This window comes from Aeromonas sp. 61P (assembly GCF_051919545.1).
Lineage (GTDB): Bacteria > Pseudomonadota > Gammaproteobacteria > Enterobacterales > Aeromonadaceae > Aeromonas > Aeromonas veronii.
Genome location: NZ_JBQBEL010000001.1, coordinates 994,778 through 1,016,213, shown reverse-complemented (window position 1 = coordinate 1,016,213; position 21,436 = coordinate 994,778). Strand labels below are relative to the sequence as shown.

Sequence of the window (21,436 nt, the reverse complement as noted above, 5' to 3'; positions counted from 1 at the left end):
GCGCCCACGTCAATTCTCGAACAATAAGAGCGAGCTCTTACTCTTCGTCCAGCTCGATGTTGATACCCAGAGAGCGGATTTCCTTCAGCAATACGTTGAAGGATTCGGGCATGCCCGGCTCCATACGGTGGTCGCCATCCACGATGTTCTTATACATCTTGGTACGGCCATTCACATCGTCAGACTTGACGGTCAGCATTTCCTGCAGGGTATATGCCGCACCGTAAGCCTCCAGGGCCCACACTTCCATCTCACCGAAACGCTGACCACCGAACTGAGCCTTACCACCCAGCGGCTGCTGGGTAACCAGGCTGTAAGAACCGGTAGAACGCGCGTGCATCTTGTCGTCGACCAAGTGGTTCAGCTTGAGCATGTACATGTAACCAACGGTTACTTTACGCTCGAAGCGGTTACCGGTACGGCCATCGAACAGATCAATCTGACCGGACTCCGGCAGATCGGCCAGCTTCAGCAGGGCTTTGATTTCGCGCTCTTTGGCACCATCAAACACTGGAGTAGCAACCGGCAGACCCTTACGCAGGTTACCCACCAGGGTACGTACGTCGTCATCAGACAGTTCGGCGATGTTCACTTGCTGGGTGTCCTTCTCGCCCAGGTCATAGACCTGTTGCAGGAAGTTGCGCATCTCGTGCAGCTCACGCTGCTCTTTGACCATGCGATCGATCTTCTCGCCGATACCCTTGGCCGCAAGGCCCAGGTGCACTTCGAGGATCTGACCGATGTTCATACGGGATGGTACGCCCAACGGGTTCAGTACGATGTCGACCGGACGGCCGAACTCGTCATGAGGCATATCCTCGACCGGACAGATCTTGGAGATAACACCCTTGTTACCGTGACGGCCCGCCATCTTGTCACCCGGCTGGATGCGACGCTTGACTGCCAGATAAACCTTGACGATTTTCAGTACGCCCGGCGCCAGATCATCACCCTGGATAATCTTGCGACGCTTGTTCTCGAATTTCTTGTCGAACTCGGCTTTCAGCTCAACGTGCTGTTCAGCGATCTGTTCCAGTTCGGTCTGCTTGCCTTCGTCTTCGATGGCCAGTTCAAACCACTTGGAGCGATCGAGCTTGTTCAGACGATCTTCGCTGTAACCGGCGGCCAGCAGCAGGTTGCGGGAGCGGCCGAAAATGCCGTCTTCCAGGATCTTGAACTCTTCGGTCAAGTCCTTCTTCGCTTCCTTCAGCTGCATCTCTTCGATTTCTTTGGCGCGCTTGTCTTTTTCCACGCCATCGCGGGTAAAGACTTGCACGTCAACCACGGTACCGTACACACCGTTCGGTACACGCAGGGAGGAGTCCTTCACATCGGACGCCTTCTCACCGAAGATGGCGCGCAGCAGCTTCTCTTCCGGCGTCAGCTGGGTTTCACCTTTCGGGGTTACCTTACCGACCAGAATGTCGCCGCCCTTCACTTCGGCACCCACGTAGACGATACCGGACTCGTCCAGCTTGGACAGAGCGGCTTCACCCACGTTCGGGATGTCAGCAGTGATCTCTTCCGGACCCAGCTTGGTGTCACGGGAGATACAGGCCAGTTCCTGGATATGGATGGTGGTCAGGCGATCTTCCTGAACAACACGCTCGTTCACCAGGATCGAATCTTCGAAGTTGTAACCGTTCCACGGCATGAACGCGACGCGCATGTTCTGACCCAGCGCCAGTTCACCCAGGTCGGTGGACGGGCCATCAGCCAGTACGTCGCCAGCCATCACCGGCTCACCCAACATCACGCAAGGACGCTGGTTGATACAGGTGTTCTGGTTGGAACGGGTGTATTTGGTCAGGTTGTAGATGTCGATACCGGCTTCGCCTGGCATCAGCTCATCTTCATTGACCTTCAGGACGATACGGGAGGCATCGACATAGTCGATTACGCCGCCACGCTTGGCCACTACGGTTACACCGGAGTCAACGGCCACAGCGCGTTCCATACCGGTACCTACCAGCGGCTTGTCAGCACGCAGAGTCGGTACAGCCTGACGTTGCATGTTTGAACCCATCAATGCGCGGTTCGCGTCATCGTGTTCCAGGAACGGGATCAGAGCCGCTGCTACAGATACGATCTGCTGCGGGCTCACGTCCATATACTGGATCTGGTCGGCGTTCATAAAGGTGGATTCACCTTTGTGACGGCACGGGATCAATTCATCTTTCAGACGGCCATCTTCGGTGGTCGCGGCGTTAGCCTGTGCGATCACGTACTTGCCTTCTTCAATAGCAGACAGGTAGTCCACTTCGTCGGTGATCACACCGTCAATGACCTTGCGGTACGGGGTCTCGAGGAAACCGTACTCGTTGGTACGAGAGTACACGGACAGAGAGTTGATCAGACCGATGTTCGGACCTTCAGGAGTCTCGATAGGGCACAGACGACCGTAGTGGGTCGGGTGTACGTCTCGGACTTCAAAGCCGGCACGCTCACGAGTCAAACCGCCCGGGCCCAGCGCGGAGATACGACGCTTGTGGGTCACTTCGGAGAGCGGGTTGTTCTGGTCCATAAACTGGGACAGCTGGCTGGAACCAAAGAACTCTTTGACTGCGGCGGAGATCGGCTTGGCGTTGATCAGATCCTGCGGCATCAGGGTGTCCAGGTCGCCCAGGGAGAGACGCTCCTTGACCGCACGCTCGACACGCACCAGACCGACGCGGAACTGGTTTTCAGCCATTTCACCGACAGAACGAATACGACGGTTACCCAAGTGGTCGATATCATCCACTTCGTCGTTACCGTTACGGATGTCGATCAGGCGCTTCATCACATCGACGATGTCGTCTTTGGTCAGTACACCAGCGCCAGTCTCGTCTTCACGACCCAGACGGCGGTTGAACTTCATCCGACCTACGGTAGACAGGTCGTAACGCTCGGCGGAGAAGAACAGGTTTTCGAACAGCTGTTCTGCAGCTTCGCGAGTAGGCGGCTCGCCCGGACGCATCATGCGATAGATCTCGACCAGCGCTTCCAAACGGTTGGAGCTGGAGTCGACACGCAGGGTCTCGGACATGTAAGCACCGTGATCCAGTTCGTTGGTGAACAGAACCTCGAAATGCTTGAAGCCGGCTTGGGACAGGTTGGCGATCGCTTCCAGGCTCAGCGCCTGGTTGGCGGTCACGACCATCTCGCCAGTTTGCGGATGTGCGTAGTCCTTGGCAGCAACTTTGCCAACAACATACTCAACCGGTACCTCAATCTGGGTAACGGCGTCTTTTTCCAACTGACGGATGTGACGCGCAGTCACACGACGACCGGTCTCAACCACCACGGCGCCATTGGCCACGATGTCAAAGGTCGCAGTTTCACCACGCAGACGCTCCGGCACCAGATCCATCATCAACTTGCCATCTTTTACTTCAAAACCGATGGTCTCGAAGAAGGTGGCCAGGATTTGTTCGGAAGTGAAGTCCAGGGCGCGCAGAATAATGGATGCTGGCAGTTTGCGACGACGGTCGATACGGACAAACAGGTTGTCTTTCGCATCGAACTCGAAGTCCAGCCAGGAGCCACGGTAGGGGATAACGCGAGCGTTATACAGTACCTTACCGGATGAATGAGTTTTGCCTTTATCGTGGTCGAAGAAGACGCCCGGGCTGCGGTGCAGCTGGGAGACGATAACCCGCTCGGTACCATTGATAACAAAGGTGCCGTTCTCGGTCATGAGCGGAATTTCGCCCATGTATACTTCTTGTTCCTTGATGTCTTTGACGGTGCCGGCAGCTGCTTCACGGTCGTACAGAACCATACGAAGCTTGACACGCAGCGGCGCGGAGTAGGTCACTCCACGGATCTGGCATTCTTTTACGTCAAATACCGGCTCACCCAGGCGATAGCTGACATACTGAAGCTCAGCACTACCGGAGTAACTGGTGATCGGGAAAACGCTACGGAAAGCGGCCTCTAGGCCATATTCACCTTCCGGGTCAGCCTCGATGAACTGCTTGAAGGAGTCCAGCTGAATGGACAACAGATAAGGCGTGTCCAGTACCTGGTCTCGCTTACCGAAGTCCTTACGAATGCGTTTTTTTTCGGTATAAGAGTAAACCATAGGGTTCCTCAGCTCGCTGATAAGTGACCCACTCTGTCCCGCGGGACAGCTCTGTCTCAACACCGTTTTGTGTTGGCCCGGACGAAAGAAGACAGTCCGGATTGCTGGTGCACCGAGAGTCGTAAACGGTGTGAAATGCTCTCAGTCTACAGCGCAAAAAGGCTGGTGAACAAAAATTCACCAGCCCTAGCCTGTTTTATCAGGCTAATCTACATAAATGCAGATTATTTGATCTCAACAGAAGCACCGGCAGCTTCCAGCTCTTTCTTCAGAGCTTCAGCTTCGTCCTTGGACACGCCTTCCTTCAGGTTAGCCGGAGCAGCTTCTACCAGATCTTTGGCTTCTTTCAGGCCCAGACCGGTAGCGCCACGAACGGCTTTGATAACGGCAACTTTGTTGGCGCCAGCAGCAGTCAGAACTACGTCGAACTCGGTCTTCTCTTCTACTGCTTCAGCAGCAGCCGGGCCAGCCATTACGGCAGCAGCGGCAGAAACACCGAACTTCTCTTCCATAGCTTCGATCAGCTCAACAACTTCCATTACGGACATGGAAGCAACGGCTTCGATGATTTGGTCTTTAGTGATAGACATGACAAAAATTCCTGATGTTGAATAAACTCAAACAGCCTAAATAGGCGAGAATCAAGCAGCAGCTTGTTTCTGGTCGCGAACAGCAGCGATAGTACGAACCAGCTTGCCAGCAGAGGCTTCTTTCATAGTCGCCATCAACTTCGCAATTGCTTCTTCGTAAGTCGGCAGCGTGGCCAGACGATCAATTTGTGCTGCGGCGATAAACTCACCGTTAAAAGCGCCAGCCTTGATTTCGAACTTTTGGTTCGCTTTGGCAAACTCTTTGAACAGACGAGCAGCAGCGCCCGGGTGTTCGTTAGAGAAAGCAATCAAGGTAGGACCGGTAAATGCGTCATTCAGGCACTCGTATTCGGTACCTTCTACCGCGCGACGCAGCAGGGTGTTACGCACAACGCGCATGTACACACCGGCTTCACGAGCGGTTTTACGCAGGACGGTCATCTTGTCTACAGTTACACCGCGAGAATCGGCAACAACTGCAGAAAGAGCGCCTTTGGCAGCTTCGTTGACTTCAGCAACAATTGCCTTTTTGTCTTCGAGTCCCAATGCCATTGGCTTAACTCCTGGATTGAATCCGGGTCTATTGACCCAGTACTGACACATCCCCCCTACCTTTACAACAGAGGGGAACGATGCGGTAGCAGGATTCCAGAAGAGAAAGAATCTTTCTCGCTGGGTTTCCGGCACCGTCTACGCAGGAAAGATTAAGGCTTTGCAGCCTCCTGCGGTCTTGGACGGAGGTCGAAACCCCCAACCAATCAAGGCGCAAAATTATAGATTAAATTTTGCGCCTTGTAAAACCCATCAATTAGGCCTGAGCTTCCAGAGAAGCTTGATCTACGGCAACACCGGCACCCATGGTGGTGGAGATGCTGACTTTCTTGATGAATTGACCTTTGGCGGAAGAGGGCTTGCCTTTTTTCAGGGCAACCAGCAGAGCTTCCAAGTTTTCTTTCAGCTGAACTTCGTTGAAAGAAACCTTACCCAGAGTGGTATGGATGATACCATTCTTGTCATTACGGTAACGAACCTGACCAGCCTTGGCGTTCTTGACAGCTTCGGCAACGTTCGGGGTTACAGTACCAACTTTCGGGTTCGGCATCAGGCCGCGCGGGCCCAGGATTTGACCCAGTTGACCAACAACGCGCATGGCATCCGGGGATGCGATAACTACGTCGAAGTTCATCTCGCCTTTCTTAACCAGATCGGCCAGGTCATCCATACCTACCAGGTCAGCACCGGCAGCTTTAGCTGCTTCGGCGTTGGCACCTTGGGTAAATACGGCAACGCGTACATCACGACCGGTACCGTGCGGCAGTACAGTAGCACCACGTACGTTCTGGTCAGATTTACGAGCGTCGATACCCAGGTTGACAGCAACGTCAACGCTTTCAACGAACTTGGCGGTAGCCAGTTCTTTCAGCAGGGCAATGGCTTCGTTGATGGAGTACTCTTTGGTACCGTCAACTTTTTCGCGAATAACGCGCATACGCTTGGAAAGTTTAGCCATTGTCTTAATCCTCCACTACCAGACCCATGGAACGAGCGGAGCCTGCGATGCAACGTACTTTTGCATCCAGATCGGCACCAGTCATATCCGGCTCTTTGGTCTTGGCGATTTCTTGCAGCTGGGCAACGGTCACCTTACCAACCTTGTCTTTGTTCGGCTTGGAAGAACCAGACTTGATGCCAGCAGCTTTCTTCAGCAGGAAGGAAGCAGGCGGAGTCTTGGTTTCGAAGGTGAAGGAACGGTCGCTGTAAACGGTGATCACGACCGGAGTCGGTGAACCTTTTTCCAGCTTCTCTGTACGAGCGTTGAACGCCTTACAGAATTCCATGATGTTAACACCGTGTTGACCCAGTGCAGGACCAACGGGAGGAGAAGGGTTGGCTGCACCAGCAGCAACCTGCAGCTTGATATAAGCTGTGACTTTCTTAGCCATTAGGAAAATACCTCAAAAATGGGTTCTAGCGCCTCGGAGACTTGCTCCTGCAAACGGCTCCCCAACTAATAAAGGGGCAGCGAATTATAGAGATATTCGCTGCCCCTGACAACCGTTAAACGTACAGAATTCAATCAGCCCTTTTCGACCTGACCAAAATCCAGTTCAACAGGAGTAGAACGACCGAAGATCAGTACAGAGACCTTCACGCGGCTCTTCTCATAATCGACCTCTTCAACGGTGCCGTTGAAGTCGGCAAACGGACCATCGGCAACCCGCACCATTTCACCCGGTTCAAACAGGGTTTTCGGACGCGGCTTGTCGTGGGCATCCTGCAGACGGTTCAGGATGGCATCGGCCTCTTTGTCGGAGATCGGTGCCGGACGGTCGGAAGTACCGCCAATGAAGCCCATTACACGTGGTACGTTACGCACCAGGTGCCATGTGGTTTCATCCATGATCATCTGGACCAGGACATAACCCGGGAAAAACTTGCGCTCACTCTTGCGCTTCTGGCCAGCACGCATCTCGACCACTTCTTCGGTCGGGACCAGTACTTCACCGAACATGTCTTCCATGCCATGCATCTTGATATGTTCACGCAGGGACTTGGCTACACGGCCTTCATAGCCGGAAAAAGCCTGCACGACATACCATCTCATACGTTGCTCACGTTGTTCAGTCATGGCTTATCCTTACACACCGGTAATCAGGTTGACCAACCAGACCAAGGCACCGTCCAGAACGAACAGCAGCAGCCCCATCACGGCGGTCACCGCCAGCACAATCAGGGTTGTCTGAATGGCTTCCTGACGGGTCGGCCATACGACCTTGCGGACTTCCAGGCGAGACTCACGGGCGAATGCCAGTGTTGCCTTTCCCTTGGTGGTTTGCAGGGCTACTGCACCAGCAGCAGCAATGACAACGACCACACCCAAGGCGCGGACGGCAGCGACAACATCGTTGAGCAGGTAATTACCCACTACAGCGGCCGCCAGGATAATGAAAACCAGGCCCCAAAGCAGGGTATCCTTGCTTCCGCCCTGGCTCTCAGAACTAACACTCATACAACCCACCTGTATCTGACGTAACCAAAGACACAAAAGCCCCGTACGAGACGAGGTATATGGCAGGGGCGGCAGGACTCGAACCCGCAACCATCGGTTTTGGAGACCGCTGTTCTACCAATTCGAACTACGCCCCTACACAAGAAAGCCCCTATTATAGGGGCTTTGCTTTATTTATGTAAGCCAAAGATTAAGCGATTACGCTGGCTACAACACCAGCACCTACGGTACGGCCACCTTCACGGATAGCGAAACGCAGGCCGTCGTCCATCGCGATCGGAGCAATCAGGGTAACAACCATTTTGATGTTGTCGCCCGGCATTACCATCTCTACGCCTTCCGGCAGTTCGATGGTACCGGTCACGTCGGTAGTACGGAAGTAGAACTGCGGACGGTAGCCTTTGAAGAACGGGGTATGACGACCACCTTCTTCTTTGGACAGCACGTACACTTCAGATTCGAACTTGGTGTGCGGCTTGATAGAACCCGGCTTGGCCAGTACCTGACCACGCTCTACGTCTTCACGCTTAACACCACGCAGCAGCGCGCCGATGTTCTCGCCTGCACGACCTTCGTCCAGCAGTTTGCGGAACATTTCAACACCGGTACAGGTGGTAGAAACGGTATCTTTGATACCAACGATTTCTACGGTCTCACCTACTTTAACGATACCGCGCTCTACACGACCGGTAACTACGGTACCACGGCCAGCGATAGAGAATACGTCTTCGATAGGCATCAGGAACGGCTGGTCAATCGCGCGCTCCGGCTCCGGGATATAGGTATCCAGGTGGCCAGCCAGCTCGATGATCTTCTCTTCCCACTGAGCGTCGCCTTCCAGCGCTTTCAGTGCGGAACCACGAACTACCGGCAGGTCATCACCCGGGAAGTCGTACTCGGTCAGCAGTTCACGAACTTCCATCTCAACCAGTTCGAGCAGCTCTTCGTCATCAACCATGTCACACTTGTTCATGAACACGATCATGTACGGGATACCAACCTGACGACCCAGCAGGATGTGCTCACGAGTCTGCGGCATCGGGCCGTCAGTCGCTGCTACTACCAGGATCGCGCCGTCCATCTGGGCAGCACCGGTGATCATGTTTTTAACGTAGTCGGCGTGACCCGGGCAATCTACGTGGGCGTAGTGACGGGTAGCGGTGTCGTATTCTACGTGGGAGGTGTTGATGGTGATACCACGCTCACGCTCTTCCGGTGCCTTGTCGATCTGGTCGAAGGCGAAAGCTTTACCACCGAAGTGCTTGGCCAGCACGTTGGTGATAGCTGCGGTCAGGGTGGTTTTACCGTGGTCAACGTGGCCGATGGTACCCACGTTAACGTGCGGTTTATTACGCTCAAATTTTTCTTTAGACATGATCGTCCCTCTAAACTAACGCTGAGTACGCGGTGGCAAGCTAACCACAGAACAGTTTATATGATGGATTTGAATCTGGTGGGAAAGAGAGAGGTGCTGATGGCTGGTTCGCTTGCCGAACTCACCCTAGGGTGCGGCTCTGCTAACGCCTGAGCCATATCAGCATCTTGGAGCGGGCAGCGGGAATCGAACCCGCATCATCAGCTTGGAAGGCTGAGGTAATAGCCATTATACGATGCCCGCATTTCTCTAACCCAAAGAACTCAAACCGCAGAGAAATATGGTGGAGGGAGAAGGATTCGAACCTTCGAAGGCAGAGCCGTCAGATTTACAGTCTGATCCCTTTGGCCGCTCGGGAACCCCTCCAGACGCCAGATTGTCACAACGGTAATTCTGCTTGCACCCGTTGTGTTTATCGCTTTTGCACGGCAAATAGACGACAGACAGTCAAGCGTCGCGCATTTTATTGTAAGGTTTTGGGGGATGCAACCATTGAACCCGGCAAAATATGCTTTATTGCTGGGAAGTTTGCAAAAAAGTGGGGGCAAACAAGCCAATCCTGCTGCGTCCCTTGTCGCTCCCCCACCCTTGGTGTATGGTCGCCGTGCCCAAGAAACAGTGATGACACCATGACGACAGAGCATAACCCCTATCTGCAATTCACCCGCGAACAATGGGCGTTATTGCGCGATTCGGTCCCCCTGACCCTGACCGAACACGATCTGCAAACCCTGCGCGGGATCAACGAGAAGGTGTCATTGCGGGAAGTGGAAGAGATCTACCTGCCTCTCTCCCGCCTGCTCAATCTCTATGTCAAAGCCAAACAGCGTCGCAGCCGGGTGCTGGAGCAGTTCCTCGGTCAGTCCCGCGGCAAGGGCACCTATATCATCAGCATTGCCGGCAGCGTGGCGGGTGGCAAAAGCACCACAGCCCGTATTCTGCAGGCCTTGCTGGAGCGCTGGCCGGAACACCCGCGGGTGGAGCTGGTCACCACCGACGGCTTCCTCTATCCCAACAAGGTACTGGAAGAGCGCGGCCTGATGCGCCGCAAGGGGTTCCCGGAATCCTACGACATCCGCCATCTGGTGGAGTTTGTCGCCAACATCCGCGCCGGTCACGAGAAGGTCGAAGCGCCGGTTTACTCCCACCTTATCTACGACATCATTCCCGATGAGAAGAAGGTGGTGGAGCAGCCGGACATCCTGATCCTGGAAGGGCTCAATGTGCTGCAAAGCGGCATGGATTACCCTCAGGAGCCCCATCGGGTCTTCGTGTCAGACTTTGTCGACTTCTCCATCTATGTGGATGCCGATGCCGAACTGCTGCGTACCTGGTATATCGAACGCTTCCTGAAATTCCGCAGCGGCGCCTTCTCGGATCCCGACTCCTACTTCCATAACTACGCCAAGCTGGCGGAGAGTGAGGCGACCCAGATCGCCAGCAACATCTGGCAAGATATCAACTATCTGAATTTGCAAGAAAATATCCTGCCAACGCGTGAGCGTGCCAACCTGATCATGACCAAGGGCCATGAGCACGCTATAGAGCAGATCAAGCTGCGCAAATGATGACAGCGGTTGCCGGATAACGAAGAGGGGGCCCGCAGGCCCCCTCTTCTGTTTGGCATCATGATCGGCCTTGCTGACCCTCAGTCGCCCCGGCGCAGGGAGAGCTCGCCCCCCAGATAGAATTTGATCCCTTCACCTGTCTCCAGTCGCAGGGCGCCGCGATCGTCGATGCCACGGGCGATGCCGCGGATCTCCAGATCTCCCATCAGCAAGCGCACCGGGCGACCGGCAAAGTGATCGAGCCGATTCCACTCATCGACAAAACTTGCCAGCCCCTGCTGCTCAAAGGTGTGCAGCGCCCGTTGCAAATGGACGATCATCCGGGCCGCCAACTGATTGCGATCCACCAGTTCCGGATTGATGTGGCGCAGCTCGGCCCAGGCCTGATCGATCTTCTCCCCTTCGCGGGCAGGCATCGCCAGATTGAGACCGATGCCGATCACCAGATGACAGCTGGCCCCGGCGCTACCGCTCATCTCCACCAGAATGCCCGCCAACTTGCGGCCCTGATAGTAGAGGTCATTCGGCCACTTGAGCTCGACCCCCTGATAACCAAGGGACTCCAGCGCTTCAACCACTGCCACGCCGACCGCCAGACTGAGCCCCATGGCCGCCGCCATGCCTTGTTCGAGTCGCCAGTACATGCTGAGGATCAGCTGGCAACCGAACGGCGAAATCCAGGGTTTGCCACGACGACCGCGCCCGGCTGTCTGACACTCGGCCAGACAGCTCTCGCCGGAGCGCAGCTCATTGACCCGATCCAGCAGGTGTTGATTGGTCGAGCCAATGACCGGAAAACAGTGCACCGGTGCCATCGGGGCCAGTGCCTGCAAGGTAGCCTGATCATAGAGCGCCATCGGCACCGCCAGCCGGTAACCCTTGCCGGTCAGGCTAAAGAGATCCAGCCCCAGCTCCTTGAGCGCCGCCATGTGTTTGCTCACCGCCGCCCGGCTGATGCCGAGCTGCTCACCCAGCTGTTCGCCGGAGTGAAACTGGCCGTCGCTAAGCAGAGTGATCAGAGTCTGTCTGATGGGAGTAAGGGTCATGAGAGCACCTCGTCGAGCCAGGTTTCACCGTGCGCGCCCATAAAACGCACCTCATGCTCCAGCAGCACGCCAAACGTCTGCTCCACGCTGTCGCGGACATGAGCCGCCAGCGCGATCAGCTCCATGGCACTGGCGCCCCCCAGATTGACCAGCACCAGCGCCTGCTCCTGATGAACAGCGGCGCGGCCGATGGCGAAACCTTTCAAACCGCACTGATCGATGAGCCAGCCCGCCGCCAGCTTGGCCTGCCCTTCTCCGGCCGGATAGCAGGGCATCTGCGGGTAGCGCGCCTTGAGATTCTCCGCCAGCGCGGCAGGCACCACCGGATTCTTGAAGAAGCTGCCCGCATTGCCGAGCACCGCAGGATCCGGCAGTTTGGCCATGCGGGTGGCACAGACGGTATCGAAGATGGCCTGTGCCGAAGGCGCGTCACCGAGCGCCGCCAGTGGGCCATAGCCCTGCACCGGTTGCCACGCCTTGGGCAGTTTGAGCCCGACGGCGGTGATCAGGTGGGAATCCTGATACTCGTGTTTGAAGATACTGTCGCGATAACCGAAGCGGCACTCTGCCGCCGCGATCCGTTCAATTTCGCCACTCTGCCAGTTGAACGCCTCGACATAGGCGCAGAAGTCGGCCAGCTCAACGCCATACGCACCGATGTTCTGTACCGGCGCCGCACCGACCGTGCCGGGAATGAGCGCCAGATTCTCCAGCCCGCACCAGCCCTGTTGCAAGGTATGGCGCACCAGCTGATGCCAATCTTCACCGGCCGCCACATGGAGCAACCAGTGATCGCCACCATCTTCGGCGGTAATCCCCTTGAGCCGGTTGAGCACCACCAGACCGAGAAAATCCGTGGTGAAGAGCATGTTGCTGCCGCCGCCCAGATTGAGGCGCGGCAGCTGGTTGAGCTGCGGATCGGCACGCAGGGTCGCCAGATCGGCAACCTGCTCCACCTCGGCCAGCCAGAGGCAGTACGCATCGAGGGCAAGGGTGTTGAGCTTCAACAAGGAGGCGTTGGCATTCAGTTTCATCGGTCTATCCCGGCTTGGTGCAAGGGCGCAGTCTACCTCAAGTTGCCCCATGACGAAAAACCCGAGCCCTTTTCGGGGGAATAGCAGTGGTTTAGAGTAGGCGACTTCAACTGCTGAGGAACAACTCATGAACAACCAGTTTGCCGTCATCGGCCTGGGCCTGTTTGGCAGCGCGCTGTGCGAAGAGCTGCAACGGCAAGATGCCGAAGTACTGGCCATCGATATCGACGAGAGCAAGACCCGGCAAATCGCCGCCCTCTGCAATCACGTTATCGTGGCGGATGCCACCGATGAGGCCACTGTGGCCGAGCTGGGACTGGCCAATTTCGATATCGTCTTCGTTGCCATCGGTGACAACCTGGAGACCAGCATCCTCACCACCCTCGTCTTGAAAGAGGCGGGCGTGAAGAAGGTGTGGGTCAAGGCGCGCGACAAGTTCCACGCCAAGATCCTGCAGAAAGTGGGCGCCGACAAGGTAATCAACCCGGAGTGGGACATGGGCCGCCGGGTCGCCCAGAGCATGCTGGACAACCGGCTGTTCGACTATCTGGAGCTGGGCCACGACATGGTGCTGACCGAGTTCGTGATTGGCCTGCAACAGAACGGCCGGGAACTAGGCGACTTCCACCTGCTGCAACAGAGCGATTTCCAGCTGCTCGCCATCAAGCGTGGTGATGTGCTGCACAACGTACTGACCGGCAAGATGGAGCTGCAACTGGGCGACATCCTGATCCTGGCGGGCAACAAGCACGCCATCGACCACTGGCTCGAAACCCTATGATCAACTGGCGCAGCAGCTACGCCTTCGCCCTCCATCGGGAGCAGGACTCTCGCTGGAGCGAAGCCCGGCTGATCCTCGGCAGCTTTCTGATCATTCTGCTGATTGGCACCATCTTTCTGGTGCAACCCTCCAGCCACAATGGCGAGGTTACCTTCGTCAACGCCCTGTTTACCGCCACCTCGGCCATCAGCGTGACAGGTCTTGGCGTGGTGGATACCGGCACCGCCTTCACCCTGCAGGGGCAGATTTTCCTGCTGATGCTGATGGAGATCGGCGGTCTGGGCCAGATGACCATGACCCTGCTGCTGATCGCAATCTTCAGCAAACGGGTCGGTCTGCGCCAACAGGTACTGGCCAAGGAGGCGCTGGGACAGGAAGGCTCGGTCAACATCATTCAGCTGGTCAAACGGATCGTGCTGTTCGCCTTTATCGCCCAACTGATCGGTACCGGCATCATGGCGATCCGCTGGGTGCCCGAGATGGGTTGGGTGCACGGCCTCTATGTCAGCTTCTTCCACGCGGTATCAGCCTTCAACAACGCCGGGTTTTCGCTGTTTGCCAACAACCTCATCGACTATAGGGACGACCCCATCATCAGCCTGACCATCGCCGGTCTGCTGATCCTGGGGGGGATCGGCTTTACCGTCATCGTCGATCTGGTGCGCAACCGCCGCTGGCGCAAGCTGAAGCTGCACAGCAAGCTGATGTTGCTGATGACCCCGGCGCTGCTGCTGGCCGGTACCTTGATGTTCTGGCTGCTGGAACACAACAACCCGGGCACCCTCGGCAAGGCCGGTATCGGTGGCCAGCTGCTGGCGGCCTTCTTCCAGTCTGCCAGTGCCCGTACCGCCGGTTTCAATACCATAGATATCGGGCTGATGACCCCGGCGGCGCTGCTGTTTCTGATGATGCTGATGTTTATCGGTGCCGGTGCCACCTCGACCGGTGGCGGTATCAAAGTCACCACTTTCGCGGTTGTGCTGCTGGCGACCAAGGCGTTTCTGACCAAACGACCTCATGTCACCGCTTTTGGCCGCACCCTGTCGCCCCAGATCGTGACCCGATCGCTGGCCATCATCATCGTCAGCACCATGGTGCTGATGCTGGCGATGTTCCTGCTGATGGTGACCGAGGATCTGCCGTTCGACAAAATCATGTTCGAGACCATCTCGGCATTTGCCACCGTCGGCCTCTCCACCGGCATCACCGCCTCCCTGAGCGAGCCGGGCAAGCTGATCCTGGTGCTGGTGATGATCTGCGGCCGTCTCGGCCCGCTGACCCTGGCCTTTATGCTGGCCCGCCCGGTCGAGACCCGCATCCGTTATCCGGAAGAGAACGTCTATACTGGCTGACCAGCCATGAACACGGGGCAGCCACTGGCTGCCCCGTTTTTTATTCGGCTTGTTGCTGCGCCTTGAGCCAGCGCCCCGGGCTCACCCCCAGCTCCCGCTCGAATGCCCGACCAAAGGCAACACTGCTGCTGTATCCCGCACCCAGCGCCACCTGCACCATGGGCTCCCCCGCCAGCAGTTGCTGGCAGGCGCGCGCCATGCGCCAGTGGGTCAGATAACCAAGCGGCGCTTGACCGACCCGCTCCTGAAACCTCGCGGCAAAGCGGGCCCGCGACATGCCGGCCTCCCGCGCCAGCGTGGCCACCGTCCAGGGTTCATCCCCACGCTGATGCATCACCGAGAGCGCCTTGGCCAACTGGGGATCGGAAATACCTGCCAGCATCCCCTGCTGACACACCCCTTGCTCGACCAGATGACGCAGCAGCAGGATCAACAGTACCTCCAGCAAGCGGGAGATCAGCGGATCCTGCCCGTAGCGGGGGTGAAACGCCTCGTCAAACAGCTGACTCAGCACCGGCGTCAGGGCAGGCAACTCCCTTAGCGGCAGCACCAGCGAGCCCGGTATGCCATGCCAGTTGCAACGGCGATGCGCCCCCCTTGCCGAATGCGACATTGGCGCACACCAAATCACAACCCCCCAGCGTTCTGGGTTCAAGCTTGTGAGGACGTCCCCGAGGGAACAGGAGCAGGGTCGGCTCCTCGAGCAGCAAGCTTGCTCCCCCCTCTTCACGCAACATGACGGCGCCACTGCGCAGCAGATGAAGATGTCCGCCACTCGGATAATCATCACTGGAGGAGTTCTGGCACAGGTTGCCAGCGAAGAAGATCTTGGCTTCGGGGGAGGCATGAACCAACAGGGCAGAGAGCGGATCCATATTTGAGACGAATAGTATTTATTTGCAGACGATGAGTGATAAACCGTATCACGAATGACGGCACACTGTCTCCCGTACCTTCACTACCACAGGAGAAGATCATGAGCCGTATCCAACCAATATCCCAGCCGCAACCCGCAGCCGCCCAGACCCTGACTACCCTTCACCGCAATCTGGGTATGGTGCCCAACCTCTACGCCACACTGGCCCACTCGCCAGCCCTGCTCAATGGCTTCCTGGCCTTTGCCGAGGCGCTTGGCAAGGGGCGCCTCACTGCCCCACAACGGGAGTTGCTGGCACTGGCCATAGGTCAAGCCAACGCCTGCCAATACTGTTTGTCTGCCCACACACTACTGGCGGGCAAGGCCGGATTCTCGGCCCAGGAGATCCGGGCAGCCCGACTCGGCCAGGCCTCGGCTCCCCTTGATCACGCCCTGCTGCAACTGGCAACGGCACTGGTCAACCAGCGCGGGGTGATCAGTGACGAGCAGCTTGCTAGCGCCCGTGCCGCAGGCGTAGATGACGAGCTGCTGCTGGAGGTGCTCGGCCAGGTGGTGGTCAATACCCTGACCAACTATGGCAATCACCTGGCGGCGACCGAGATCGACTTCCCGCCCGTCACTCTGACCCCTTAAACAAGGAGCCCCCATGCAGCAACATGACAAAGGCTTTCTGGTCGCCCTGGCGGGCGTGGTATTGACCCTGCTCTGGATCGGCGTCTTCAAGTTTACCCCGACAGAGGCAGCCGCCATCAAACCACTGGTAGCCAGCCACCCCTTGATGAGCTGGCTCTATGGCCCCCTGTCGGAACAGAGCGTATCGAACCTGATCGGGGTGGTCGAGATAGTGATCGCCATCGGGCTGGTCGTGGGTCTGTGGCAACCTCGCATCGGTTACTGGTGCAGCATGGGGGCTATCGTCACCTTCCTGGCGACGCTGAGCTTCCTGCTGACTCTGACAGGTGTCTGGAAGATGGTTGACGGCGTGCCAGTCACCGAGTTCTTCCTATTCAAGGACCTGGTGTTTCTCGGTGTGGTTCTGCACTACCAGCACAGGATCCGTGCCAGCTTGTCCACTCAGGCAGCCTGACAACAATGCCTTTGGCGCCCAGGATGGGCGCCTTTTTTCGTTATGCAGCCCTGGTCTGGCGCTTGCTGGTCGTCTTGCGCGGTCGGGGCCCGCCAGTCGTGCTGGCCGCCGAACTCTTACGCTTGGTAAAACGCCGCTTGCCGGCACCCGGCGCCTCCTTGGGCAGGGCGCTGAAGCTGGCGCCGGAGTCCTGCCGCGCCCCCTCGATCAGGCCGTTGAGCTGCTCGGTGAGCGGCCCCATAAACTGCTGGTAGCTGCCGTGGCGCTCGGCGATCTGGCCGAGGCACTGCTCCCACAGCGCCGTCATATCCGGCGTGGTGGCAGTAGCAGGCAGCGCCTGCACCAGCGCGCGCCCGGTCGGGGTCGCCTTGATGCTCTTGCCCTGACGCACCAGAAAGCGGCGCTTGAACAGCAGGTCGATAATGCCCGCCCGGGTCGCTTCTGTGCCGAGACCATCGGTGTCGCGCAGGGTCTTGCGGATCTCGGGATCATGCACATAGCGGGCGATGCCGGTCATGGCCGCCAGCAGGGTGGCATCGGTGAACGACTTGGGCGGCTGGGTCATTTTCTCCTGCAGTTCGCCCCGCTCGCACAGCAGTTGCTCTCCCTCTTTCAGGGCAGGCAGCGTGCCCGCCTTCTCTTCGTCGTCATCCTCCTCCACCCCGAGCAGTGCCTTCCAGCCTGCCTTAAGGATGCGCCGCGCCTTGGCCTGAAACAGGCCACCGGCGATGCGCAGCAGCACCTTGCTGTCGTTGTATTCGAACGGGGGATAGAACTGCAGCAGATACTGGCGGGCAATCAGGCCATAGAGCTTCGCCTCGTCGGCCCCCAGCGTGGCGGGGTTGCCCTGCTTCTCGGTGGGGATGATGGCGTGGTGGGCATCCACCTTGCTGTCGTTCCACGCCTTACTGCGGATCTTGCCGTCCGCCTCGGCAACTGCCTTGGCCAGCGCGGGCGCAGTAGCGGCGATGGCGCCGCGCACCTGCTCGGCCCGCTTGAAATGGTCGGTCGGCAGATAGCGGCTATCGGAGCGCGGATAGGTGATGAGCTTGTGGCGCTCGTAGAGGCTCTGGCAGATGTCGAGCACTCGCTTGGCATCCATGCCGAAGCGCTTGGCGGCATCGATCTGCAGGCTGGAGAGGTTGTAGGGCAGCGGCGCCGCCTGTTTGCGGGCCTGCTCCTCCACCGATTCGACCTGTGCGGGTTGGCCGTTGATCCGGCTCACCACCTTGTCGGCCAGCGCCCGATTGAGCACCCGCCCCTCCTCGTCCTGCCACGGCAGGCAGGCTTCCGATGGCAGCCACTTGGCGGTGAAGCGCTCGTTGCTATCGGTCAGCAGATGGGCCAGCACCTCGTAGAAGGGTTTGGGGACGAAGGCCTCGATCTCGAGATCCCGCCGCACCACCAGCCCCAGCAGCGGGGTCTGCACCCGGCCAACCGAGAGCAGCTCGCTGCAACCGGCCTTGCGCCCGAGCAGGGTGTAGGCGCGGGTCATGTTGATGCCATAGAGCCAGTCGGCCCGACTGCGGGCCAGTGCGGAAACCGCCAGCGGCACGAACTCCTTGTTATCCCTCAGTTTGTCGAGGGCGCGGCGCACCGCGGGCGGGTTGAGATCGCTGATGAGGCAGCGCTGCACCGGCTTGGTTTTCGGGTAGCCGAGAAAGTCGATCACCTCATCCACCAGCAACTGCCCTTCCCGGTCCGGGTCACCGGCGTTGACCACGCAGTCCGCCTGCTTGATCAGCCGCTTGATGACGGTGAGCTGGGTTTTGGTCTTGGGCTTGGCCACCAGCTGCCACTGGGCGGGGATGATGGGGAGATGCTCCATCCGCCACTGCTTGAAGGCGGCGTCATAGGCATCGGGCTCGGCCTGCTCCAGCAGATGGCCGATGCACCAGGTGACCACATCACCCTGGGCTGTTTCGATAAAACCGTCGCCCTTCTTGTGGGGCTTGGGCAGGGCATCGGCAATGGCGCGGCCCAGCGTGGGCTTCTCGGCGATAAAGAGTCGCATCGGTGGCTACCTGCAATACTGTATATGCAGACAGTATACAACTGCCACCGCGAAAGCCCAACTGCCCCTACTCGTCGAACGGGTGATCGTGGATGGCGGCAAACAGCCGCGCCTGATTGAGCAGCGGCGCATAGTGGAAGGCATTTTCGCCATCTTCCGCCAGCAGGTAGTCGGTCAGCTGTTCGCGCACCGCCTCTTGCAGGGTCTCCAGCTTCCACGGCTTGGCGAGGTAGTAGTGCAACCCGCCGCGATTGACCGCTTCGACGGTGGCCTCCAGCCCCGCTTGTCCGGTCAGCAGCAATTTGCGGCTGGCACGGGTGGAGGCTCGCCGGTTCAGCTCCACCAGAAAATCGACCCCCAGGGTTCCCGGCATGATGTGGTCACAGAGGATCAGCGCCAGCTTGTTGCCGTCGTGCTCCCACTCCTCCACCACCGCTCGCGCCTCATCGACACTCTCGGCGGCTTCCAGTTCGAAGTGGGAACGGAACGGGGCGAGATCGTGGATCACCGCATCCAGCACCTCCCGCTCATCGTCCACACACAGGATCAGATAGTGTTTGTTCATTGCTCCTCCTTGGCGACATGGTTTGGCACGCCGCGCGATTGATGCTGGCGACGGCTCAGGCCGCATGCTCCTTGTTGTGATGAGGTTCGCCCCCGTAACCGGCCTGCCCCATGCCGTCCAGCGGCAGACAGACCCGCATCCGGGTGTAACGGCCCGGTTCGGAGGCCACCTCAATCCGGCCGTGGTGCTGCTGAACTATCTGCAGCGAAACGCTCAGACCGATACCGAGGCCGAAATGGCCCTCCCGCTTGGTGGTGAAGTTGAGATCGAAGATCCGCTGCCACAGCTCGGGCTCGATGCCACAACCGCTATCCTCTATCTCTACCATGACCCACTCGGAACTCAACAGCCCGGTGCGAATGGTGAGCCGTCCCGGGCCGCTCATGGCATCCAGACTGTTGGCGATCAGGTTGGTCCACACCTGTTGCAGAGCGATGGGGTGACAGCGTACCAGCGGCAGCGGCTGGTACTCCTTGCAGAGCTCATGATGCTTGAGGCGGTTTTCGAAAATCATCAGGGTATCTTCCAGCCCCTCGTGCAGGTCCACCAGCGAGGGCTCGTCCCTGTCCTGCCGAGCATACTGCTTGAGGCTCTTGACCAGATCGCCGATGCGACGGGCACACACTTCGATATTGCGCAGGAAGCTGCCGGTCTGCTGGAACAGCTCCAGCCGGGCGAGCAGAGCCTCCCGCTCGTCGGCAGTGCGGCTGGCAAACCAGCGCTGCCAGTTCAGCTCGTCATCCAGATTCATCTGCACCGCCAGCCGCGCCTGCTGACGATCGCCAAAGCGCCCCTCCGCCAGCCGGGTCTTGTCACGGATCTCGCTGGTCGAGACTGGCTGGGAGGAGAGCGCCTGACAGAGGGTCTGGTTGCCCAGCCCCTTGATGGTTGCTGGCAGCTCGAGATTGACCAGATCGGGGATGGCGGCCCGCAAGGTCTCGCTGCCACGGATAATGGCCGCCACCGGGTTGTTCAGCTCGTGGGCGACACCGGCCACCAGCTGACCCAGCATCGCCATTTTTTCGCGCTCTCCACCAGCTGGGCGTGAGCGGCATCGAGGGAGTTGAGGGTCTGTTGCAGCCGCATCTCGGTGCGGATGCTGTTTTGCAGGCGGCGATTGAAGTGGCGCAGCAGCAGGTTGGTAAAGGAGGGGAGCAGTTCGCTGCGCGCCTGCATCACCCGGGAGAATTGCAGCTTGTCGAGCTTGATCACCTCGGCACCGGTCAGGGTCACGCCGGTGGTGAAGGCGGGTTCGCCGGTCACAAATGACATGCCCCCCACCAGCGAGCCGGTACGGTAGTGCACTACCTCCTGATCGATCCCCTGCTCGTCCCGCTTGCGCAGCACCACCTCCCCCTTGGCGATAAACCAGAGGAAGCTGTTGGGCTCCCCCTCGCGGGTCAGCACATGGCCCGGACTGTAGTGGCGGCAGACCCGCTCCTCGTCATTGCCCTCGAAAAACTGATATAAGCCGTCGATCACCACCCGCGACAACTCCTCGTCGCTGCAGTGGGTGTAATCCATAAAGCCCTGCCGATAGGCTGCCAACTGGCGATCGACGTGGGCTCGCAGCAGCTTCTGGTTGTCGAGCACGGCGGCATAGCTCAGCAGATCCGCCTCGGGACGCTGCAATACAAAGTGGCTCGCCTGCTCGATCACCGCCCGGCGCAGGCTGCCATCGCGCCAGGGGCGTTGCAGGTAGTAGTCGAGACGACCGAGGTTCACCGCCTCGATGATCGATTTCATCTCCGGCTGGCTGCCCAGCAGGATCTTGCGGCACGCCTCGTGACGGCTGCCGAGGCGGATCAGAAAATCGGCCCCTCGCCCATCCCCCAGCTCGCTGTCACACACCACCACGGCGGGTGGCTGCCCCTTGCGATCCAGCTCGTCCAAGGCCAGCTCAGCCGACCCCTGACCGACCACCACCACCAGCGCGAAATGGCCGAGCAGCGGAACCAACTCCTGTTCGAATTCGGCCAGCAGTTGCACGTTGGCGGCGACACACAGCAGTGAGAAAGGGCTCATCAGCGACACTCCGTTGAGGCTCACTGCTCACTATATCAGCGAATCT

General features: G+C 58.4%; 20 protein-coding genes, 3 tRNA genes and 1 pseudogene. 5 read left to right on the top strand and 19 right to left on the bottom strand.

All coding sequences use genetic code 11. The features are described 5' to 3' along the window. Window positions 1–37: 37 nt before the first annotated feature. The 11 genes from rpoB to ACTG2O_RS04875 form a co-directional block, all read right to left on the bottom strand. The gene (rpoB, locus tag ACTG2O_RS04925) at window positions 38–4,066 is read right to left on the bottom strand and encodes a DNA-directed RNA polymerase subunit beta (protein ID WP_005339897.1); all 4,029 of its coding nucleotides are present in this window, start codon (window positions 4,064–4,066) and stop codon (window positions 38–40) included. 224 nt (window positions 4,067–4,290) lie between these two features. Beyond that, window positions 4,291–4,656: a 50S ribosomal protein L7/L12 gene (gene rplL / locus ACTG2O_RS04920; RefSeq protein WP_005306304.1), complete on the bottom strand. Its 366-nt coding sequence runs from the start codon at window positions 4,654–4,656 to the stop codon at window positions 4,291–4,293. 51 nt (window positions 4,657–4,707) lie between these two features. After that, entirely contained in the window at window positions 4,708–5,208 is a 501-nt protein-coding gene (gene rplJ, locus ACTG2O_RS04915; protein ID WP_005339895.1) for a 50S ribosomal protein L10, read from the bottom strand. A gap of 256 nt (window positions 5,209–5,464) precedes the next feature. Continuing rightward, window positions 5,465–6,166, bottom strand: a complete 702-nt coding sequence (gene rplA, locus ACTG2O_RS04910) for a 50S ribosomal protein L1 (RefSeq protein ID WP_005339888.1) — start codon at window positions 6,164–6,166, stop codon at window positions 5,465–5,467. A 4-nt stretch (window positions 6,167–6,170) separates the two neighbouring features. Continuing rightward, window positions 6,171–6,599 (bottom strand): 50S ribosomal protein L11, encoded by a 429-nt coding sequence (rplK, locus tag ACTG2O_RS04905; RefSeq protein ID WP_005339887.1) that lies wholly within the window; start codon window positions 6,597–6,599, stop codon window positions 6,171–6,173. A gap of 134 nt (window positions 6,600–6,733) precedes the next feature. Beyond that, complete coding sequence (nusG, locus tag ACTG2O_RS04900) at window positions 6,734–7,285, bottom strand: transcription termination/antitermination protein NusG (protein ID WP_005306318.1); 552 nt, start codon at window positions 7,283–7,285, stop codon at window positions 6,734–6,736. A gap of 9 nt (window positions 7,286–7,294) precedes the next feature. Beyond that, complete coding sequence (gene secE, locus ACTG2O_RS04895) at window positions 7,295–7,666, bottom strand: preprotein translocase subunit SecE (protein WP_005306322.1); 372 nt, start codon at window positions 7,664–7,666, stop codon at window positions 7,295–7,297. 60 nt (window positions 7,667–7,726) lie between these two features. Next, window positions 7,727–7,803 (bottom strand) — tRNA-Trp (locus ACTG2O_RS04890). Between the two features lie 53 nt (window positions 7,804–7,856). Continuing rightward, entirely contained in the window at window positions 7,857–9,041 is a 1,185-nt protein-coding gene (gene tuf / locus ACTG2O_RS04885) for an elongation factor Tu (protein WP_005339879.1), read from the bottom strand. A 168-nt stretch (window positions 9,042–9,209) separates the two neighbouring features. Beyond that, window positions 9,210–9,284 (bottom strand) — tRNA-Gly (locus ACTG2O_RS04880). 38 nt (window positions 9,285–9,322) lie between these two features. Then, a tRNA-Tyr gene (locus ACTG2O_RS04875) sits at window positions 9,323–9,407 on the bottom strand. A gap of 263 nt (window positions 9,408–9,670) precedes the next feature. Between ACTG2O_RS04875 and coaA the strand changes: the two genes are divergently transcribed. Then, window positions 9,671–10,609 carry a type I pantothenate kinase gene (coaA, locus tag ACTG2O_RS04870; RefSeq protein ID WP_005339877.1) on the top strand — a complete coding sequence of 313 codons (939 nt, stop codon included), beginning with the start codon at window positions 9,671–9,673 and terminating at the stop codon, window positions 10,607–10,609. An 80-nt stretch (window positions 10,610–10,689) separates the two neighbouring features. On the opposite strand, the gene birA is transcribed toward coaA, so the two are convergent. After that, window positions 10,690–11,655, bottom strand: a complete 966-nt coding sequence (gene birA, locus ACTG2O_RS04865; RefSeq protein WP_019446469.1) for a bifunctional biotin--[acetyl-CoA-carboxylase] ligase/biotin operon repressor BirA — start codon at window positions 11,653–11,655, stop codon at window positions 10,690–10,692. Beyond that, complete coding sequence (gene murB / locus ACTG2O_RS04860) at window positions 11,652–12,689, bottom strand: UDP-N-acetylmuramate dehydrogenase (RefSeq protein WP_439975405.1); 1,038 nt, start codon at window positions 12,687–12,689, stop codon at window positions 11,652–11,654. Before murB ends, birA begins: the two co-directional genes overlap by 4 nt. A gap of 127 nt (window positions 12,690–12,816) precedes the next feature. On the opposite strand from murB, the gene ACTG2O_RS04855 reads away from it, so the two are divergent. Further along, entirely contained in the window at window positions 12,817–13,470 is a 654-nt protein-coding gene (locus ACTG2O_RS04855) for a potassium channel family protein (protein WP_005339863.1), read from the top strand. Beyond that, window positions 13,467–14,822 (top strand): TrkH family potassium uptake protein, encoded by a 1,356-nt coding sequence (locus tag ACTG2O_RS04850; protein WP_005341850.1) that lies wholly within the window; start codon window positions 13,467–13,469, stop codon window positions 14,820–14,822. The genes ACTG2O_RS04855 and ACTG2O_RS04850 overlap by 4 nt, the downstream gene beginning before the upstream one ends. A gap of 40 nt (window positions 14,823–14,862) precedes the next feature. On the opposite strand, the gene ACTG2O_RS04845 is transcribed toward ACTG2O_RS04850, so the two are convergent. Beyond that, a complete protein-coding gene (locus tag ACTG2O_RS04845; protein ID WP_231721158.1) occupies window positions 14,863–15,099 on the bottom strand; it encodes a helix-turn-helix domain-containing protein in 237 nt (78 codons plus the stop codon). Window positions 15,100–15,285: 186 nt separating this feature from the next. Further along, a pseudogene (locus tag ACTG2O_RS04840) lies at window positions 15,286–15,697 on the bottom strand (cupin domain-containing protein); the annotation flags it as partial. A gap of 101 nt (window positions 15,698–15,798) precedes the next feature. On the opposite strand from ACTG2O_RS04840, the gene ACTG2O_RS04835 reads away from it, so the two are divergent. Together ACTG2O_RS04835 and ACTG2O_RS04830 are read left to right on the top strand one after the other, a co-directional pair. Continuing rightward, complete coding sequence (locus ACTG2O_RS04835; RefSeq protein WP_019446466.1) at window positions 15,799–16,332, top strand: carboxymuconolactone decarboxylase family protein; 534 nt, start codon at window positions 15,799–15,801, stop codon at window positions 16,330–16,332. A 13-nt stretch (window positions 16,333–16,345) separates the two neighbouring features. Then, on the top strand, window positions 16,346–16,786 hold the full coding sequence (locus ACTG2O_RS04830) for a DUF417 family protein (RefSeq protein WP_005357613.1): 441 nt from the start codon (window positions 16,346–16,348) through the stop codon (window positions 16,784–16,786). 40 nt (window positions 16,787–16,826) lie between these two features. On the opposite strand, the gene ACTG2O_RS04825 is transcribed toward ACTG2O_RS04830, so the two are convergent. The 4 genes from ACTG2O_RS04825 to ACTG2O_RS04810 all read right to left on the bottom strand — a co-directional run bounded on the left by ACTG2O_RS04825 (window position 16,827) and on the right by ACTG2O_RS04810 (window position 21,390). After that, entirely contained in the window at window positions 16,827–18,800 is a 1,974-nt protein-coding gene (locus ACTG2O_RS04825; RefSeq protein WP_439975404.1) for a DNA topoisomerase III, read from the bottom strand. A 67-nt stretch (window positions 18,801–18,867) separates the two neighbouring features. Beyond that, window positions 18,868–19,365: a response regulator gene (locus tag ACTG2O_RS04820; protein ID WP_219594826.1), complete on the bottom strand. Its 498-nt coding sequence runs from the start codon at window positions 19,363–19,365 to the stop codon at window positions 18,868–18,870. A 55-nt stretch (window positions 19,366–19,420) separates the two neighbouring features. Beyond that, window positions 19,421–20,383, bottom strand: a complete 963-nt coding sequence (locus ACTG2O_RS04815; RefSeq protein WP_439975403.1) for a sensor histidine kinase — start codon at window positions 20,381–20,383, stop codon at window positions 19,421–19,423. Further along, window positions 20,338–21,390: a cyclic nucleotide-binding domain-containing protein gene (locus ACTG2O_RS04810; protein ID WP_439975402.1), complete on the bottom strand. Its 1,053-nt coding sequence runs from the start codon at window positions 21,388–21,390 to the stop codon at window positions 20,338–20,340. Before ACTG2O_RS04810 ends, ACTG2O_RS04815 begins: the two co-directional genes overlap by 46 nt. Window positions 21,391–21,436: the final 46 nt, after the last annotated feature.